Origin of the sequence: Micromonospora sp. RTGN7 (assembly GCF_033804645.1) — a bacterium.
In the GTDB taxonomy this organism is placed as follows: Bacteria; Actinomycetota; Actinomycetes; order Mycobacteriales; family Micromonosporaceae; genus Micromonospora.
The window spans coordinates 57507-77592 of record NZ_JAPZLF010000004.1; the positions used below are offsets into that span (position 1 = coordinate 57507).

Annotated in this window: 4 protein-coding genes and 1 pseudogene; 4 read left to right on the forward strand and 1 reads right to left on the reverse strand. The window is 72.9% G+C overall.

Translation table 11 applies throughout. The features are described 5' to 3' along the window. The first annotated feature begins 736 nt into the window (after positions 1–736). Both SNR22_RS07310 and SNR22_RS07315 read left to right on the forward strand, forming a co-directional pair. The gene (locus SNR22_RS07310; RefSeq protein WP_320065712.1) at positions 737–3889 is read left to right on the forward strand and encodes an AfsR/SARP family transcriptional regulator; all 3153 of its coding nucleotides are present in this window, start codon (positions 737–739) and stop codon (positions 3887–3889) included. A 654-nt stretch (positions 3890–4543) separates the two neighbouring features. Beyond that, on the forward strand, positions 4544–4879 hold the full coding sequence (locus tag SNR22_RS07315; RefSeq protein WP_320065713.1) for a hydroxyisourate hydrolase: 336 nt from the start codon (positions 4544–4546) through the stop codon (positions 4877–4879). Positions 4880–4958: 79 nt separating this feature from the next. Here the strand turns inward: SNR22_RS07315 and SNR22_RS07320 are convergent, their stop codons facing one another. Next, positions 4959–6332 (reverse strand): condensation domain-containing protein, encoded by a 1374-nt coding sequence (locus tag SNR22_RS07320; protein WP_320065714.1) that lies wholly within the window; start codon positions 6330–6332, stop codon positions 4959–4961. 510 nt (positions 6333–6842) lie between these two features. Between SNR22_RS07320 and SNR22_RS07325 the strand changes: the two genes are divergently transcribed. Together SNR22_RS07325 and SNR22_RS07330 are read left to right on the forward strand one after the other, a co-directional pair. Beyond that, positions 6843–14561 (forward strand): SDR family NAD(P)-dependent oxidoreductase, encoded by a 7719-nt coding sequence (locus SNR22_RS07325; protein WP_320065715.1) that lies wholly within the window; start codon positions 6843–6845, stop codon positions 14559–14561. A gap of 38 nt (positions 14562–14599) precedes the next feature. Beyond that, positions 14600–20047: pseudogene (locus SNR22_RS07330) on the forward strand (type I polyketide synthase); the annotation flags it as partial. Positions 20048–20086: the final 39 nt, after the last annotated feature.

Genomic DNA, 20086 nt, shown 5'->3' on the forward strand with positions numbered 1-20086 from the left:
CAGCCGATTTGTGAGCCCAAATGAATGCACGTCGCATCGCCGCATCTGTCGTAACAGGAATTGCCACTGTGGTCAGTGCAGGTGACCGGATTGAGTGGTCGACGACGGCCGATGCCGGTCTGGGGCTGGCACCGGAAGAGGCGAAACACATTCAGGTTCTCTGGCCCACGTACTATTTTTCCTGACTATCCCGCTCCAGTTTCGGGCGTATCCCAGGTTTTCAGGTCACCGCGCTGGCCCCAACTGGGGCCGGCCGCGGGTCAGCTTCGCGCGCCCTGCGTGGAACGGGGTGACCTGTAGGGTTCTGGCTGCTTTGGTGATTATATCCTTTTTATGGCTAAAGTAGCGGTAGTGGCATTGGTAATTCGCCACGGTGTCGAAGGCGTAACTGATAGCGATCGTTCTGCGGCGAGTTAGGGGGGTAGCTGTCCGTTTGGGTGATGTTTCGGAGAGACGCCGTGGCCCGAGACTGGGCGAGTCACAGTGTCGTGGCTGGCAAATGGTCCCTGATTTCGATCTATGGTATTCATGCAGTGGGCGTGCATTGCGCGGGCGATTGTGGCGATTTCCGGAAAGGGTGGGAGCACCCGGTGTCCCCGAGCGACGGGTCGGTTCGTTGCTTGCGGGCGCGTCCTTTCCGGAGCCGACCACGCGGCGGCCCGGCCGTCGGATGACCGCCGGCCGATGACCCCATGCGGCCTCGGCTGCGATCGCGCGGAGCACGAAGGGACGTTCGGTGGAGTACGGCATCTTGGGACCGCTGGAGGTAATCCACGGCACCGAAACGGTGCAGCTCGGTGGCCCGCGCGACCGAGTGATCCTGGCGATGCTGCTGCTCGAGGCCAACCAGGTGATTCCGGTGGACCGGCTGATCGACGCGGTCTGGGACGAGGACCCGCCGTCGACGGCACGCGGCCAGGTGCAGATCTGCATCTCCAACCTTCGTCGGCGGATCCAGGCGGTCAGCGGGCAGGACCTCATTGGCACCCGTAGCCCCGGCTACCTGCTCCACGTCGGTGCGGACGAACTCGACCTGCGGGTTTTCGACGCCCGGGTGGCCCAGGCCCACAACACCGGTGGCCCGCTCGCCGCCTCCGCACTGCTGCGCGGTGCCCTGGCCCTCTGGCGCGGTCCCGCCCTGTCCGGGATGGACAGTCGGGTGGTCACCTCGTACGTCAGCCGGCTCAACGAGCACCGGTTGGCGGTGCACGGCGAGTGCATCGACCTGGAACTACAGGCGGGCAAGCACTACGAGCTGATCGGCGAGCTGATCGAGCTGGTGGACCGGCACCCGCTCCAGGAGCACTTCCGGGCGCAGCTGATGATCGCCCTGTACCGCTCGGGCCGGCAGGCCGAGGCGCTGGAGGTCTACCGCCGCGCCCGCGAGGTGCTGATGGACGAGCTCGGCATCAACCCCGGCGAAGAGCTGCGTCGACTGCACCAGGCCATTCTGGAGGGCGAGTTCCCGTTTCGGCTCCCGATCCAGGGCTCCGCTGTCGAGGAGACCGCCGTCCCGGTGGTGCAGGTACAACCCCCGGTGCCGAGCCTGCTGCCGGCGGCGATTCCGGACTTCACCGGCCGGGCCGCGATGGTCGACACGATCTGCGGCCAGCTGGGGGAGCAGGGGCAGGTCAGGGCCAATGGGCCGGTGGTACGGGTCGGGGTGATCGTCGGGCCGGGCGGGGCGGGAAAGACCACGCTGGCCGTCCACGTCGCGCACCAGCTCGCCGTGGAGTTCCCCGACGGGCAGCTCTTCGCCCGGCTGCGGGTCGGTGACCGTCCGGCCAATCCCGCGGACATCCTGGAGCGCTTCCTGCGGGCCCTCGGCGTGAGCGGTGCGGCAATGCCGGAGGGGACCGAGGAGCGGGCCGAGCGCTTCCGTGACCTGCTCGGGGGTCGTCGGATCCTGGTCGTGCTCGACGACGCGATGACCGAACAACAGATCGCGGTGCTGTTGCCGGGTACCGCGCAGTGCTCCGTGATCGTGACCAGCCGCCGCCGGCTCACCGGGTTGCCGTCGGTCGGCCGGGTCGAACTCGGCGCGCTCAGCCGGGGCAACGCCGCAGAGCTGCTCACCCGGATCGTCGGTCCGGAGCGGGTCGCCGCCGCGCCGTCGGCCGTCGACGAGTTGTGCCGGCTCTGCGGCGACCTGCCGTTGGCGCTGCGCATCGCCGGTGCCCGACTCGCGGCCCGGCCGCACTGGAGCGTGACCGACCTGCTCGAGCGGTTGGTGGACGAGTCCCGCCGCCTGGACGAGCTCAACCACGGCGAGATGGGGGTCCGGGCCAGCATCTCGATGACCTACGAGGGGCTCTCGGGGGACGCGAAGGTCCTGCTGCGCCGACTCGCCCTGCTTGAGTCGCCCAGCTTCGCGTCCTGGGTGGGCGCGCCGCTGCTGCAGGCCGACCATCTGCGGGCGCAGGACGCGCTGGAGGAACTGACCGAGGCGTACCTGATCGACACCGAGCCGGGGCCGGTGGCCGGTCAGCTGCGCTACCGCTTCCACGACATCATCCGCCCGTTCGCCCGCGAGCGGTCCGTCGAGGAGGGGCCGGAGCAGCGGCGGGCAGCTCTGGAACGCTGGTTCGGCACGTTGCTGGCACTGGCCGGTGAGGCGCACCGCCGGGAGTACTCCGACGACGTCCTCGTGCGGGAGAGCGAGGCCAGCCGTTGGCCGCTGCCGGCGCCGTTGGTGGACCGGTTGCTGGCGGATCCGCTGGCCTGGTTCGAGCAGGAGCGCACCACCATCGTCGCCGCGGTCGCCCAGGCCGCCGCCGGTGGGATGGTGGAGCACGCCTGGGACCTGGCGTTGACCGCGGTCACGCTGTTCGAGTCCCGCTCGTATCTCAACGACTGGCGGCAGACCCACGAGATCGCGCTGAAAGCCGCCTGCCGCGCCGGCGACGTGCGCGGAGAGGCGGCGATGCGCTACTCACTCGGCTCGCTGCACATGTTCGCCCAGCAGAGCGCGCCGGCGGCCCGGCAGTTCACGCGTTCCTACGCCCTCTACGAAGAGTTGGACGACCGGCACGGGATGGCACAGGTGCTGCGGAACTCGGCCTACCTCGACCGGGTCAACGGCGACCTGGCCTCGGCCCGCGACCGTTGGGGCCGGGCACTGGAGGCGTTCCAACTGCTCGGCGCCCGGATCGCCGAGGCGTACGTGCTGCACAACCTGGCCCAGATCCACCTTGACTACGGCGAAGAGGACGCGGCCCACGGGTTGCTGGTACGGGCCGGGCACATCTGCGAGGAGGTCGGCAACCGCCGGGTCGGTGCGCAGGTCCGGCACCGGCTGGGTGAGCTACTGCTGCGCCGGGGCGACGTCGAGGGCGCCGGGGTGGCCTACCGCGGGGTGCTCGACTCGGTTCGGGCCGCAGGCGACCAGATCGGTGAGTGTTACGCCATTCTCGGGCTGGCGGCGGTCGACCATCGACGTGGCGACCTGGCATCCGCCGCCGGTTGGTTGGCCCGGGCCCAGGCGCTCGCGGTGGTGGCCGGTGACCGGATGGCCGAGAGTCGAGTGGCGCACGCGCTCGCCGAGGTCGACCTGGATGCCGGGGACCTGAGTTCGGCCGCCGAGCACGCCGATCATGCTGTGCGGGTCTTCGGTGAGATCGGGGCGGCGCTGCTCGGCGCCAGCGCGATGGCGTTGCGTGGGCGAGTCCACCTGGCCGCCGGGGAGCCGGCCGCCGCCCGGGCCGGTTGGGAGTCCTCCAGCGCGGTGCTGTCCGGGCTCAGCCTGCGCGGTGCGGTCGCGCTGCAGGACCAACTGCGACGGGATCTGTCCGCGCTGGGCGCCGAGGATGCCGACCGGCCCGTGCCACCGGTCGCCGCCGCCGGAGACGGAGACGAGGCGACCGGTTCCGGGCCGGCCCCGCGGGCCTGAGCGCCGTCGCCGCGCCGAGGCGGGCCTACCGCGACCGCCCCGGCCGTCCGGGTCTCAGCCCCAGATCGTGTTCTTGTTCGGCCCCGCGGGCGGGGTGGGAGACACCGTGACACCCGCTGGCATCAGGGGTGCCGTGAGAGGTGCCGACGGGGCGGGGAGGTGACCGTGGCCGAGATCGGCCGGGGTGGGTGAAGCGGTCCAGGAGAGGCCGACGTGCGCCACCGGCCCGGCCGCCACGGCGCCGAGCAGCACGATGCCGGCAAGAGACCTTCGGGAAACGGTGAACGTCATCGTGACCAACTCTCTGTGACAATAGCCGGCGTTGCTTCCCGACGGCCCGAACTAGATTGGCCCAGACGCTAGAAAAGCTGGCTATGGTCTCGCTAAAGATTGGGTTTCGGTCCGGTATTGCCGGCGTCGGTGATTGCTGTCGCCCGCCAGGTGGCCCACTGGCTGGGGTTCGACGCGGCCCCGACGACCAACCCAATATCCATAAGGGAAAACGAACGGCCAGTGTTTGTTGTCCACCCGGGTATCGATACCGAATCGATGAGCGAACGATACCGGCGTAACCGACCATCTTTCCTGCGGACGCCACCGGCGGCCGACCCGCCTGCCAGACCGGCTGTCGGCAACGAGAGGTGGTCATCGCCCATGGTGCTCTCCGTCGAGGTCGTCGACTGCTCGTTCGGCATGGCCGCGGCAGACGTCGGCGTCGTCCTCACCCGGCAGGACGAGCTGCAGTGGCGGGAGCTGTCCAGCGGCCGTACCGGGACCGACGGTCGGCTGGCCATCTGGACCGAGCCGACCATCGACGCCGGCGTCTACCAGCTGTTGTTCGACCTGGACGGCTACTACTCGATCCTCGGCACCGTACCGCTGCACCCGAGAGCGGTGGTGGAGTTCCGCGTCGCGGATCCGGACGCCGATCTGCACCTGCCGCTGATGGTCACCTCGAACTCGTACCTGACCTATCGGGGTCGCTGCTGACAGTGCCGGTTGTCGAGCCGGCACCGCGAGCTGCGGTACCGGGGTCGGCGGTGCTCGACGGGGCGTCGTTCGCCAACGCTCAGCGCTCGGCCGGGTCGGCCGGCGGCGGGACCTGGTCGGGGAAGAGCATCGGTGCCGGTACGACGGTGCCGGCGTCGTCCAGGCTGCCGAGGAGGGCCTGCGGGTCGGTGACCGAGCGCCGCACGGTCTCGGCGATCACTCGTAGGGCCCGCACGACCGCGTCCGCGCTGAGCACGTCGGGATCGACCCGCAGGGTGACGCCGATCCAGTGCTGCCCGTCGCCGTGTACCCGGGCGTAGAACGGGTGCCCGGCGTTTCGCGGCGGAGTGTCCCAGCTCAACTCGGCGGTGCCGGCGGAACGGACGTCGTCCGGTACCTCGCGCGGCGGCTCGGCGATGTAGTTGAACCAGCAGTCGTGCTCGAACCGGACGCCGTCCGGGCTGCCGATCTCCTTGGCCAACTCCTCGGCCCGGTCCACGTCGTAGCAGCCGCTGCGGTAGGCCAGCATCGCGTTGAAGTGGGTCCGCTTCAGGTACTGGGCCAGCGGGGTGTCCGCATCGACCCGGCAGACCAGCGGGACCAGTTGGTTGAGGGTGCCGATCAGCGGCTGCCACTCGGGATCGAACCGGTTCGCCGACATCAGACTCATCATGATCCGGTCCCGGTCGACGAACTGGGCGAGCGCGACGGCGGTCGCCGCCATCACCACGCTCTGCTGCGAGACACTGTGCGCCTTCGCCGCCTGGGCCACCAGCACCGCGAGGTGGTGTGACCGGAGGGTGGCCTGGATCCGTCGCTCGGCCGCGCGGCCTGTCGGCGGGTCGGGCAGGTTGCGTACCGGACCGTCGGTCAGCAACCGCCGCCAGTAGGTCTCGGCACGTCGGCGACGGGACTGCCAGGAATCGCCCCGCTGCACCACGGCCAGCTCACGGCTGCGCGGTGCCGGTGCCGAGCTGGCACCGGGGTCGGCGACGATGGCCCTGAACTGCTCCTCCAGCTCCTGGATCGCCCACAGGTCGACGACCATGTGCGACAGCGACAGGGCCAGGAACTGCGGCTGCCCGGCCACGCTGACCAGCCGGCCGTGCCAGCCGGGGTCGTCGAGCACCGGGAACGGCAGCTGGTGCAGCTCGCGCAGGGTGGCGGCCGGATCCGCCGGGTCGGGCACGGCGCGGTCGACGTGCTCGATCCGCAGCGGCAGCTGGTCGTGGATCCGCTGCACCGGCTGGTCGGCTACGACGTGATAGGTGGTCCGTAGCGACTCGTGCCGCTGCGCCAACCTGCCCAGCGCGCCGAGTACGGCGTCGGTGGTGAGGCCCCGGACGTCCCAGGTCGCCGGAACGTTGACCTCCATCAACCGGTCGGCGGCGAACGTCTCCATCGACCGCCAGGTCGACAGCTGCCCATAGGTGAGTGGAGCGTCGATCGCCACGGTGACTCCTTCGAGGTCGGGGGTGGCCGCGCCCGGTCGAGACCGGGGCCTCGCCGGGCGCGGCGACGAGGTGCGACGGTCACCCGGCGAAGCCGGTTGACCGTCAGGTGCAGACGACCAACGACCGGTGTCCGGCACTGCGCATGTTCATCACCTCCTCCGCGGTGATCCGTCTCCGGGAACCGGACCGGCCACTACGGCCGGCGGTATCCCATCGGCGGTGCGATACGCATGTTAAGACCTACTCATAAGCCGTCCAGTGAGGTCAACAGTTGCACTCTGACAGCTTGTTACCGTCGCTTAATTGCCACTCGGAATAGGGCTGTACCAGCCTTGACGCCCACGCCGGCAGGGCAGACGATCTAGTCGCGTCTTCCAGGTCGGAGATACGGCCGGCGCGAATCATCTCCTCGGTATGGCCGGATCGGCGCGGCGTCCTCCTGGCCGCAATTCGGAAATGAACCGGGGTGGTGGCTATCCACGAATGCACTGCGAGGGGTGGGTGAGCGGATGTCTTCCTCGGTCAGCGGGTCTGCGGCCATGGAGCCGGTGGCCGTAATCGGGATGTCCTGCCGGCTGCCCCGGGCCGGGGACGCCGACCAGCTCTGGCAGCTGCTGCGTACCGGTGGGGACGCCGTCGCCGATGCTCCGGCGCACCGCTGGGCCGAGCAGTCCGAGTTCCGCCGTGGTGGCTTCCTCGACGAGGTCGACCGGTTCGACGCCGGCTTCTTCGGCATCTCACCGCACGAGGCGGCGGCGATGGACCCGCAGCAGCGCCTGATGCTCGAACTGTGCTGGGAGGCGTTCGAGCACGCCCGGATCGCGCCGAGCGTGCTTCGGGACACCGCCGTCGGGGTCTTCGTCGGTGCGATCGCGGCAGACTACGCGAACCTGCACGACCGGCTCGGCGCCCGTACCCTCGGCCCGCACACCCTCACCGGCACCCAGCGCGGCCTGATCGCCAACCGGCTGTCCTACCTGTTCGGACTGCGCGGGCCGAGCCTGACCGTCGACGCCGGTCAGTCCTCGTCACTGCTCGCCGTGCAGCTGGCCTGCGACGAGCTGCGCCGCGGCGACGCGACGGTGGCGATCGCCGGCGGGGTCAACCTCAATCTGCTGCCGGAGACCAGCGCGGTGATCGGCCGGTTCGGCGCGCTCTCCCCGGACGGCCGTTGCTACACCTTCGACCACCGCGCGAACGGCTACGTCCGGGGCGAGGGCGGTGGGCTGGTCGTACTCAAGACGCTCTCCGCGGCGCTCGCCGACGGCGACCCGGTGCACTGCGTGATCCTCGGTGGCGCGGTCAACAACGACGGCGGCGGTGCCGGGCTGACCGTCCCGAACGCGGTCGCCCAGACCGAGGTGATCCGGTCGGCCTGCCGCCGGGCCGGGGTTGCCCCGGCCGACGTGCAGTACGTGGAGCTGCACGGCACCGGCACCCCGGTCGGCGACCCGATCGAAGCGGCGGCCCTCTCCGCCGCGCTTGCCGCCGGCCGGCCGGCCGGCCGACCGCTGCTGGTCGGTTCGGTCAAGACCAACATCGGTCACCTGGAGGGCGCCGCCGGCATTGCCGGCCTGCTCAAGACCATCCTCGCCATCAGCCACCGGCGTCTGGTGCCCAGCCTCAACTTCGAGGCCCCGCACCCGCGGATCCAGCTCGACGAGCTGAACCTGCGGGTAGTCTCCGCTGAGCAGGACTGGCCCGCCGCCGACCGGCCGCTGGTCGCCGGGGTCAGCTCCTTCGGAATGGGTGGCACCAACTGCCACCTGCTGCTGGCCGAGGCACCACCCCGCCATCCGGTGCACTCCGACCGCCCCCCGAGCGCCGACGCGCCGTGGTTGCTGTCGGCCCGTACCGCACCGGCGCTGCGCGCCCAGGCCGCCGCGCTGTCCGGCCACGTCACCGCCGACCCATCGGTCGAGCCGGCCGACGTCGCGTACTCGCTGGCCCGCACCCGGGACCGGTTCGAGCATCGGGCCGTCGTGCTCGGCGCCGACCGGGACGAGCTGCTCGCCGGCCTCGACGCGCTCGCCGCCGGCCGTCCCGCCGACGCCGTCGTCGCCGGCCGGGTGGCCACCGGCCGGCGGGTGTTCGTCTTCCCCGGCCAGGGCTCGCAGTGGCCGGCGATGGCCTGCGAACTGCTCGCCAACGCGCCGGTCTTCGCCGACCGGCTCACCGCCTGCGCGCAGGCGCTCACGCCGTACGTCGACTATTCGCTGCTCGACGTGCTGCGCGAGGTGCCCGGCGCACCGAGCCTGGACCGGGTCGACGTGGTGCAGCCCGCGCTCTGGGCGGTGCTGGTCTCGCTGGCCGAACTCTGGCGCTCACACGGGGTCGAACCGGACCTGGTCATCGGTCACTCGCAGGGCGAGATCGCGGCCGCCACCGTGGTCGGCGCGCTGTCGCTGGCCGACGGGGCGCGGGTGGTCGCGCTGCGCAGCCGGGCCATCGCCGCGGTCTCCGGCGGCGGCGGGATGGCCTGGATCGGTGCCCCGGTCGACCTGCTCGTCGAGCGGCTGCGGGCCACCCCCGGGGTGAGCCTGGCGGCGGTGAACGGGCCGCGCTCGGCGGTCGTCTCCGGCGACCTGCGACAGATCGGGCGGCTGCGCGAGGCGATCGAGGCCGACGGGCACCGGACCCGGGACGTACCGGTGGACTACGCGTCGCACTCGGCCGCCGTCGACGGTCTGCGCGACGAGATCGTCGCGGCGCTGGCCCCGATCCGGCCGCGCTCCACCACCGTCCCGTTCGTCTCCACGGTGACCGGCGAGCCGATCGACACCGCCGAACTCGACGCCGAATACTGGTTCCGCAGCCTGCGCCAGCCGGTTCGGTTCGACCAGGCGACCAGGACCGCGCTGCGCCTCGGCGGCGCGCTGTTCATCGAATGCAGCCCGCACCCGGTGCTTACCGCCAGCATCGAGGAGACCGCCGAGGAACTGGAGTCCGACGCGCTGGCCGTGGGCACCCTGCGCCGCGACGACGGCGGCCCGGCCCGCCTCCGGCACGCGCTGGCCCACGCGTACGTCGGCGGGGCCGACGTCGACTGGGACGCGCACTGCGTCCGGCCCGGTGCCCGGCCGGTCGACCTGCCGACGTACCCGTTCCAGCGGGAGCGGTACTGGCTCGGCGACGCCGCCCGCCCGACCGGGGAGGACGTCGCCACGGCGGTGCCGCAGAGTGCCGCGCCGGCCGGGACGGTACCGCCCCCGGCGTCCCGGCGGGAACTGCGTGACCTGGTGCTCACGACCGCGGCGGCCGTCCTCGGACACCGCGACGCCGCCGAACTCGACCCGGGGCGCACCTTCAGGGAACTGGGCTTCGACTCGGTGAGCACGGTCGAGCTGCGGCACCGGCTGCGCGCCGCGACCGGGCTGCGCCTGCACACCACCGTGGTCTTCGACCACCCCACCCCGAGCCGGCTCGCCGAACACCTGCACGCCGCGCTGGGCCGGCCCTCGACGGGTACCGGCGGGGCCCGGGTCGACGCCGGCCACCAGGCCGGGCGGGACAACGAACCGATCGCCATCGTGGCGATGGGCTGCCGCTACCCCGGCGGGGTCAGCTCCCCGGACGAGCTGTGGCGACTGGTCTCGACCGGTACCGACGCGATCTCCGCGCTGCCCACCAACCGGGGCTGGGACCTGGACACCCTCTACGGCGCCGGCCCGGAGCGGCCCGGCACCTGCGCCACCCGGTACGGCGGCTTCCTGCACGACGCGGACCTCTTCGACGCGGCGTTCTTCGGCGTCAGCCCCCGCGAGGCGCTGGCCATGGACCCCCAGCAGCGGCTGCTGCTCGAGGTGGCCTGGGAGGCGTTCGAGCGGGCCGGCATCGACCCGACCGACCTCGCCGGCTCGTCGACCGGGGTCTATGTCGGCGCGATGGCCACCGACTACGGTCCCCGGCTGCACCTGCAGACCGGGGCCGCCGAGGGGCACCTGCTCACCGGGACCGCGCTGAGCGTGGCCTCCGGTCGGATCGCCTACACCTACGGTTTCCAGGGCCCGGCGGTCACCGTCGACACCGCCTGTTCCTCGTCACTGGTCGCCATCCAGCTCGCGGTGGAGGCGCTGCGTCGCGGCGACTGCCCGCTCGCCCTGGCCGGCGGGGTGACCCTGATGGCCAACCCGGGCAACCTGGTGGAGTTCAGCCGGCAGAACGGGCTGGCGGTGGACGGCCGGGCCAAGGCGTTCGCCGGTTCGGCCGACGGGACCGCCTTCGCCGAGGGCGCCGGGGTGCTGCTGCTGGAACGGCTCGACGACGCGCGCCGCAACGGGCACCCGGTGCTCGCGGTTCTGCGCGGATGCGCGGTCAACTCCGACGGTGCCAGCAACGGCCTGACCGCGCCGAACGGCCTGGCCCAGGAACAGGTCATCCGGCGGGCGCTGGCCGACGCCGGGCTCGGCACCCAGGACGTGGACGTCGTCGAGGCGCACGGCACCGGCACCGTGCTGGGCGACCCGATCGAGGCACACGCGATCCAGGCGACCTACGGCGAGAACCGGCCCGGCCAGCAGCCGGTGTGGCTGGGCTCGGTGAAGTCGAACATCGGGCACACCCAGGCCGCCGCCGGAGTGGCCGGCGTCATCAAGATGGTGCAGGCGATGCGGTACGGCGCGCTGCCCCGCTCGCTGCACTGCGAGCAGCCGACCACCAAGGTCGACTGGGACTCCGCCGGGGTCAGGCTGCTGACCGAGGAGCGGTCCTGGCCGGAGACGGGGCGGCCGCGGCGCGCCTCGGTGTCGAGCTTCGGCATCAGCGGTACCAACGCGCACGTCATCCTGGAGTCGGTCGAGCCGGCCGAGCACCCGGCCGAGGCCGGGCCGACGACCGGCGAACCACTGCCCTGGGTGCTCTCCGCGCGGACCGGTGACTCGCTGCGCGCGCTGGCCGAGCTGCTGCGCGGGCCCGCCACGGACGTCCCGGACGCTGATCTCGGTGCCGCCGCCGCCGTACTCGCCGGCCGGGTCGCCTTCCCGCACCGGGCGGTCGTGTTCGGTGCCGACCGGGCCGGACTCTGCGCCGCGCTGGCCGATCTCGCCGCCGGCACGCCGAACCCGGCAGTGCTGACCGGTGTCGCGATGCGCCGCACCGGCTCGGCCGCTCCGGTCGCCCCGGCCGCTCCGGTCGCCCCGGTCGCTCCGGTCGCTCCGGTCGCCGCGGTCGCCGCGCACGGCCAGCCGGCCGGTGCCGAGTCGGGCGTCGGCGGTGCCGGTCTCGACGCCCTCGACGCCGCCGCCCGTGCCTGGGTCGACGGCGCGCCGGTCGACTGGGCACGGCTGCTCGGTGCCCCGACGCACCGCCCGGAGCTGCCGAGCTACCCCTTCGAACGTCGGCGGTACTGGCTCTCCGACACGGCCCAGCCGACCACCGAGACGATCCGGCACCCGCTGCTCAGCTCGGCGGTACCGGTGGCCGACAACGGAGGGCTGCTGCTCGGTGGGCGGCTGTCCGACACCGACACGCCCTGGCTGGTCGACCACATGATCGCCGGGCGGGTGCTGCTGCCCGGCACCGCCTTCGTGGAACTCGGGCTCGCCGCCGCCGCCGCGGTCGGCGCCGACCGGCTCGCCGAGCTGACCCTGCACGCCCCGCTGGTACTGGCCGAGGCGGCAGCGGCGGAGCTGCAGGTCTGCCTCGGCGAGGCCGAGGCGGACGGTCGTCGTACGCTCAGCATCCACTCCCGGCCGGCGGGTGAGGCCGAGGCCGAGTGGGCCCGGCACGCCAGCGGATCGGTGGCCCCGGCGACCGCCGATCCGACGCCCGAACCGCTCACCGTCTGGCCGCCGGCCGGTGCCGAACCGATCGAGCTCTCCACCGCGTACGCCGACCTGGCCGCGAAGGGCTACCAGTACGGCCCGGCGTTCCGGGGACTGGTCGCCGCCTGGCGGTGCGGCGCCGACCGGTACGCCGAGGTGCGGTTGCCCGAAGTCGGCGGCGCGCGTGACTATCGCATCCACCCGGCTCTGCTGGACGCTGCCCTGCACCCGCTGGTGCTCGACACCGAGGCCGGCGACGGTGGGCTCCGGCTGCCGTTCGTCTTCTCCGACGTGCGGGTCACCGGTACCGACGTCGACCGGCTGCGGGTCCGGCTGAGCCCCGGTGCGGACGGCTCCGTCACGCTGACCCTGCACGACGGAACGGGCCGGCCGATCGGTGCGGTGGCCGCGCTGAGCATGCGCACTGTGCCGCCGGGCACCGAGCTGACCGCGCCGGGCAGCTCCGGGGCCGGCCTGCACGATCTGCGCTGGGTCCCCGCCGGTACGCCGCAGGCGCCGCTGGCCGGCCGGAGCTGGGCGGTGCTCGGCGACACCGGAGCGGCCGACGCGATCCGTGCCGAGCTGACCGCCGTCGGGGTGGCCGTCTCCCGGCACCACGGGCTCGCCGCGCTGGCCGGGCCGTCCGCCGGTACGGTGCCGCCGGTCGTGCTGGTGCCGCTGTCCGCCGGCACCGACACCGACGACCTCGACCCGGTGGGCCGGGCCCGGACCCAGCTGCACCACGCCCTCGGGCTGCTGCGCCAGTGGCTGGGCGAGCCCCGGTTCACGGGCGCCCGGCTGGTTTTCCTGGCCGGGCACCGGTCGGTGAGCACGGCCGGGGTGTGGGGACTGGTACGGACCGCTCAGGTCGAGCACCCCGGCCGGTTCGTGTTGGTCGACCTGCCCGGCGGCACCGACTCCGCCGCCCGGTGGCAGCGGCTTGCCGGCGCGCTGGACGCCGGTGAACCGCAGTTCGCCGTGGCCGCCGAGGCCCTGCTGGTGCCCCGGCTCGCCCGCCGGGAGTCCCGGCCCGGCCCGCTGGTGGACCTCGGTTCGGGCACGGTCCTGGTCACCGGGGGCACCAGCGGCCTGGGCGCGCTCGCCGCGGCCCGACTGGTCGAGCGGCACGGCGTACGCGACCTTTTGCTGACCTCCCGCCGGGGCGAGAGCGCCGACGGCGCGGCCGAGCTGGTACGGCGGCTGACGGGCCTCGGTGCGTCGGTCCGGGTGGCGGCCTGCGACGTGGCCGACCGGACGGCGTTGACCGGGCTGCTGGCCACGATCCCGCCGGGGCGACCGCTGGTCGGCGTGGTGCACGCGGCCGGGGTGCTCGGTGACGCCACGGTGGACCGGCTCGACCCGTCCGTGCTGGACCGGGTGCTCCGCCCGAAGCTCGACGCCGGGTGGCTGCTGCACGAGCTGACCGCCGAGCTTCCGGTACGGATGTTCGTGCTGTTCTCCTCGGTGGCCGGCCTGCTGGGCAACGCCGGACAGGCCAACTACGCCGCCGCCAACGCCTTCCTCGACGCCCTGGCCGGTCACCGCCGCGACCTCGGTCTGCCGGGCACCTCGATCGCCTGGGGCCTGTGGGGGGTCCAGACGCAGATGACGAAGGGCCTCTCGGCCGCCGACGAGGCCCGGCTGGCCCGCGCCGGTCTGGCCGGCCTGAGCCGGCGGCAGGGACTGGAACTGTTCGACGCCGCGCTGCGCGACGCCGGGCAGGGCGACCCGCTGGTGGTCGCCGCCCGCTGGGACCCGGCCGGCCTGCGGGCCCGGCTGGACGCCGGTGGCGATTCACCGGCGATCCTGCGGCACCTCCTGGGTACCGGCCGTCGGGCGGTGCCCGCCGGCCCGGCCGGCACCGTCGCCGGCACCGTGCTGGCGAGTACCGCCGGTACCGTGCTCGGCGCCACCGGCCCGGCGGTCGTCGCCAGCCTGGCCGACCGGCTGACCGGGCTGGACCACACCGAGGGCCGCCGACTGGTGCTGGACCTGGTCGGGCGGAACGTGGCGCTGGTGCTGGCCTACGGCCCGCAGGACACCGTCGAGGCCGACCGGCCGTTCACCGAACTCGGACTCGACTCGCTCTCCTCGATGGACCTGCGCGACCGGCTCGCCGCCGAGAGCGGTCTGTCGCTGCCGGCGACGCTGGTCTTCAACGAGCCGACCACCGCGGACGTGGCCGACTGGATGCTGCGCGCGCTGATGCCGGCGCCGCCGGCAGCCGACGAGCTGCTGCGTGAGGCGCTGGATCGGGTCACCGCCCGCCTGGCCGACGCCGGCCCGGACGAACAGGCCCGGGTGACGGCCGTGCTGCAGGCCGCGTTGCACCGGTTCGACGGTGGGCGCGACCAACAACCGAGCACCCCGGCCCTGACGCCGACCCTGGCGCCGGTACTGACGTCGGCCCGCCTGGGCACGGCATCTGACGAGGATCTCTTCAATTTCATTGACAGCCAGCTCTGATTTTCACACCGAACACATAAAGAAGGGGAGGGACAGCCATGGCGATCGAGGACAAGCTCCGTGACTATCTCAGGCGGGTCACCGCTGATCTGGCCGATGCTAAGCACCAGCTGGCCGTGGCCGACGAACGTCGCCACGAGCCCATCGCGATCATCGGCATGGCCTGTCGCTACCCCGGCGCCGTGACGACCCCCGAGCAGCTCTGGGACCTCGTCGCCGGCGAGGTGGACGCCACCGGCGAGTTCCCGACCGACCGTGGCTGGGACGTGGAGAAGCTCTACAACCCGGACCCGGACGTGTTCGGTACCTCGTACACCCGCCGGGGTGGCTTCATCGACGACCCGGCCGGCTTCGACGCGCCGTTCTTCAACATGAGCCCCCGGCACGCCATGGCGACCGACCCGCACCACCGGCTCTTCCTGGAGATCACCTGGGAGGCGTTCGAGCGGGCCGGCATCGACCCTGCCGCAGTCCGCGGCGACCGGGTGGGGATCTGGTCGGGGATGATGTACGACCACTACTCGACCCAGTTCCTCGGTGACATGCCCGAGAGTGTCGAGGGCACCCTGATGGTCTCCAGCGTGCCGAGCGTGCTCTCCGGCCGGGTGGCCTACACGTTCGGGCTGGAGGGCCCGGCGGTCACCCTGGACACCGCCTGCTCGTCCTCGCTGGTCGCGCTGGACCTGGCCGTGCAGGCGCTGCGGTCCGGGGACTGCCCGATGGCGCTCGCCGGTGGGGTCACCGTGATGGCGGTACCCGACCCGTTCGTCGAGTTCTCCCGCCAGCGGGCCCTGGCCACCGACGGCCGGTGCAAGGCGTTCTCCGACGACGCCGACGGCGCGGTGTGGGCCGAGGGAGCCGGCGTGCTGCTGCTCGAACGGCTCTCCGACGCGCAACGCAACGGCCGCCGGATCCTGAGCGTCATCCGGGGCATCGCGGTGAACCAGGACGGTACGAGCAACGGGATGACCGCCCCCAGCGGGCGGGCCCAGGAGCGGGTCATCCGGCGGGCGCTGGCCGACGCGCGGCTGGAGCCGGCCGCTATCGACCTGGTCGAGGCGCACGGCACCGGAACGCCGCTGGGGGACCCGATCGAGGCGAATGCCATCCTCGCCACCTACGGACAGGACCGTCCGGCCGACCGGCCGCTGCGGCTGGGCTCGCTGAAGTCCAACATCGGGCACAGCCAGGCCGCGGCCGGCGTTGGTGGCCTGATCAAACTGATCATGGCGATGCGGCACGGCACGATGCCCCGGACGGTGAACGTCACCGAGCCGACGCACCACGTCGACTGGGCCGCCGGTGCGGTGGAACTGCTCACCGAGGCGCGGCCCTGGGCCCGCCAGGACGAGCAGCCACGCCGGGCTGGGATGTCCTCGTTCGGCATCAGCGGAACCAACGCACACGTGATCCTGGAGGAGCCCACCGAGGCGCCGGCGCCCGCACCGGCAGCCGGGCACTCCGGCCCACAGGCCTGGGTGATCTCCGCCCGGACCCCGACCGCGCTGCGCCGGCAGGCCCGGCGGCTGCACGACCGGGTGCTCGCCGACACCGCCGTACGGCCGGTCGACATCGCCTTCTCGCTGGCCAGCACCCGGGCCCGCTTCGACCACCGGGCGGTCGTCGTCGGCCGGGACTCCGCCGAGCTCGTCGACCGGCTGGCCGGCTACGTCGACGGCCGGCCCGACGCGGTGGTACCGGCCGGTGCCACCCGGGCCCGGGTGGCGACCACCTTCCTCTTCACCGGGCAGGGTGGCCAGCGCCCCGGCATGGGCCGGGACCTGCACCGGGCGTTCCCGGTCTTCGCGGCGGCCTTCGACGAGGCCTGTGCGGCACTCGACCCGTACCTGGATCGGCCGCTGCGCGAGGTGATGTGGGCCGAGCCGAACACGGTCGGCGCGGTGGCGTTGAACCAGACCCTCTACACCCAGCCGGCGCTCTTCGTCTACGAGGTGGCCGCCTTCCGGCTGCTCACCTCGCTCGGGGTACGCCCGACCCGGCTGGCCGGGCACTCCGTCGGCGAGATCGCCGCCGCGCACGTCGCCGGCATCTGGACGCTGGCCGACGCCGCCCGCCTGGTCGCCACCCGGGCCCGGCTGATGCAGAACCTGCCGTCCGACGGCGCGATGGTCGCGGTGGCGGCACCGGCCGCCGAGGTACGCGCCTCGCTGGCCGGGATGGAACACCTGGTGGGGATCGCCGCGATCAACAGCCCGGGCGATGTGGTGATCTCCGGCGACGAGCAGTCCTGCCTCGCGGTGCAGGCGCACTGGCGCGCGCTCGGCAAGCGCACCGGACGGCTGCCGGTCAGCCACGCCTTCCACTCGCCGCTGATGGAGCCGATGCTCGATGAGTTCGCCCGCGAGCTGAAGGCGACCAGCTTCGGTGCTGCCCAACTGCCCTACGAGACCAACCTCGGGCCGGAACGGTTCTGGACCGACCCCGACTACTGGGTCGACCAGATCCGTCAGACCGTCGGCTTCGCACCGATGATCGAGCTGCTGGAGACCGCCGGCACCGATGTCTACCTGGAGGTCGGCCCGCTGCCGGTGCTCTCCGGGATGGCCGGTAACTGCCTCACCGACCAGCGGGCGGTCGTCACCGCGATCTCCCGCCGCAACCAGGAGGAGCTGGACGCGCTCTACGGCTGCCTCGCCGAGGCGTTCGTGGTCGGCGTGCCCGTCGACTGGGCCGCCCTGGCGGCCGGCGGCCGCGCCGTCGACCTGCCGACCTACGCGTTCGAGCGGGAGCGCTACTGGCTGATCCACCGGCGGTCCGGGGCGGACGTCGCCTCGGCCGGGCTGCGCCCGGTCAGCCACCCGCTGCTGCGCGCCGCGGTCGACATCGCCGACGGAACCCGGGTGGTGGTCACCGGCCGGGTGTCCCTGACCGAACTGCCCTGGCTCGCCGACCACGCGGTCGGTGGCGGGGTGGTCGTGCCCGGTGCCGCCCTGCTCGACGTGGTCGCCCAGGTCGGTGCCCAGGCCGGGCTGGCCCAGGTGGTGGAGCTGACCTTCGAGGCACCGCTGGTGCTGCCCGCCGACGGTGGACTCTCGCTGCAGGTGGTGGCCGACGGTGGCGACGGCACGGTGAGCGTCTACGCCCGCGCCGACGGCGACGACACCTGGGTACGGCACGCCAGCGGCATCCTCGCCCCGGACGACGGCGGTACCGACGGCCGGTGCGGCTGGGCGACCTCCTGGCCGCCGGCCGGTGCCGTCCCGATCGCCTTCGACGGCGCCTACGACCGGCTGGCCGAACTCGGCTACGAGTACGGTGACGCGTTCCGCGGCGTACAGGCCGCCTGGCGGGCCGACGACGCACTCTACGTTGACGTCGCCCTGCCGCAGGCCGCCGAGACCGAGGGCTTCGGACTGCACCCGGTCCTGCTGGACGCGGCGTTCCACCCGTACATCTTCGAGGGTGGCTCGGACGAGCTGCGGTTGCCGTTCGTCTTCCGCGGGGCCCGGCTGGTCGGCCACGGCGCCTCGGCGCTGCGGGTCCGGATCAGCTCAGACGGTGCGGACAAGCTCTCGGTCGAGGCCGCCGACGCGGACGGCCGGTTGGTGCTCGCCATCGAGGAACTGCGGGTCCGGCCGGTCTCCGTCGCCTCGCTGGTCACCGCGATGGGCCGAGCCACCGGGCCGGCCGGGTTCTTCGGCCTGGACTGGGTGAACCTGCCGGTCGCCGGCGCCGACGCGGCACCGACCTGGCGGTACCTCGGCGAGCCGGTCGCCGGGCTGCCGGGTCACCCGACGGTGGCCGCGCTGGCCGCTGCGGTGGCCGGCGGCGAGCGCTGCGACTTCGCGGTCTTCTCCGACGCCGGTACCGAGCCGGACGTGCCGACCGCGGCCCGCGAGCTGACCGGGCGGGCGCTGGAGGCCATGCAGCAGTGGGTCGCCGACGAGCGGCTGACCGGATCCCGGCTGGTCTTCCTGGCCGACCCGGGTTCGGTGCGTACCGGCGCGGTGTGGGGACTGGTCCGCGCCGCGCAGGTCGAGCACCCCGGCCGGTTCGTGCTGGCCGACCTGCGGGCTCACGCCGATACCGCGCCGTGGGGCCGGCTGGCCGCCGCAGTCGGCAAGGGCGAGACGCAGTGCCTGATCGAGGCGGAGCGGATCCTGGTGCCCCGGGTCAGCCGTCGCTCGCCCGCCCCGGTGGACGAGCTGGACTTGGCCGGCGGAACGGTGCTGGTCACCGGCGGTACCGGCGGTCTCGGCGCACTGGTCGCGACCCGGCTGGTGCAGCGCTTCGGCGTACAACATCTGTTGCTGACTTCCCGGCGTGGTCCGGCGGCCACCGGCGCAGCCGAACTCGTCGCCCAGCTGGAAGGCCTCGGTGCCTCGGTCCGGGTCGCCGCCTGCGACGTCGCGGACGCCCCGGCGCTGGCCGACCTGCTGGCCTCGGTGCCGGCCGACCGGCCGCTGACCGCCGTGGTGCACGCCGCCGGGGTGCTCGACGACGCGCTGCTGGAAGGGCTCACCCCACAGCGGCTGGAATCGGTCTTCCGGCCCAAGGCCCAGGCCGCCTGGTTGCTGCACGAGCTGACTGCCGACCTGCCCCTGCGGGCCTTCGTGATGTTCTCCTCGATCGCCGGGGTGCTCGGCAACGCGGGGCAGGGCAACTACGCGGCGGCGAACAGCTTCCTCGACGCGCTCGCCACCCACCGGCGGGCGTCCGGGCTGCCGGCGGTCTCCATCTCCTGGGGCATGTGGTCGATGTCGACCGGCATGGCCGCGGAGCTGACCGCGGCCGACGAGGCCCGGTTGTCCCGAGCCGGCGTGGCGGCGATCTCGGCCGAGCAGGGCCTCGACCTGTTCGACACGGTGCTGCGCGAAGGACCGACCGGTGACCCGCTGGTGGTGGCCTCCCGCTGGGACCTGGCGGCGCTGCGTTCGCGGGCCGAGAACGGCGACGACATCCCGGTGGTACTACGCGGCCTGGTCCAGCCCTCCCGGCGGCCGCTGGGCGGCAACGCGGTGAGCACCTTCGGCCCGATCGCCCGGCTCGCGGTCCTGCCGACCGCCGAGGCACGGGCGGAGATCGTGGAGGCGCTGCGCTCGTACGTCGCCCGGGTGCTGGCGCACGGCTCGGCCGCCGCGGTGGAGGTGGACCGGACCTTCAGCGAGCTGGGCTTCGACTCGCTGACCGCGGTCGAACTGCGCAATCGACTCAACTCCGAGCTGGGCATGCAGTTGCCGGCGACGCTGGTCTTCGACCACCCCACGGTCGACGCGCTGGCCGACTATCTGCTCGGCGAGCTGGTGCCGGTGGCACCGGCGGTCAACGACGTGCTGACCGAGACCCTCGACCGGATCACCGCGCAACTCGCCGACGACGACACCGGGGAGCGGGACCGGGTGGTGGCGACCTTGCAGGCGGCCCTGCTCCGGCTCGGCCTAGGGGCCAGTGCGGAGGCGTCGATGGCGCAGCTGGATGCCGCCTCGGACGAAGAGATCTTCCAGTTCATCGACACCCAGCTCTGACGATCCAGCTTCTCACCACCCACGCGCTAGGACAGGGGA

Coding starts and splice junctions, on each gene's coding strand:
- SNR22_RS07315 (WP_320065713.1), top strand. CDS start 4,544: ATGGTGCTCTCCGTCGAGGTCGTCGACTGCTCGTTCGGCATGGCCGCG.
- SNR22_RS07325 (WP_320065715.1), top strand. CDS start 6,843: ATGTCTTCCTCGGTCAGCGGGTCTGCGGCCATGGAGCCGGTGGCCGTA.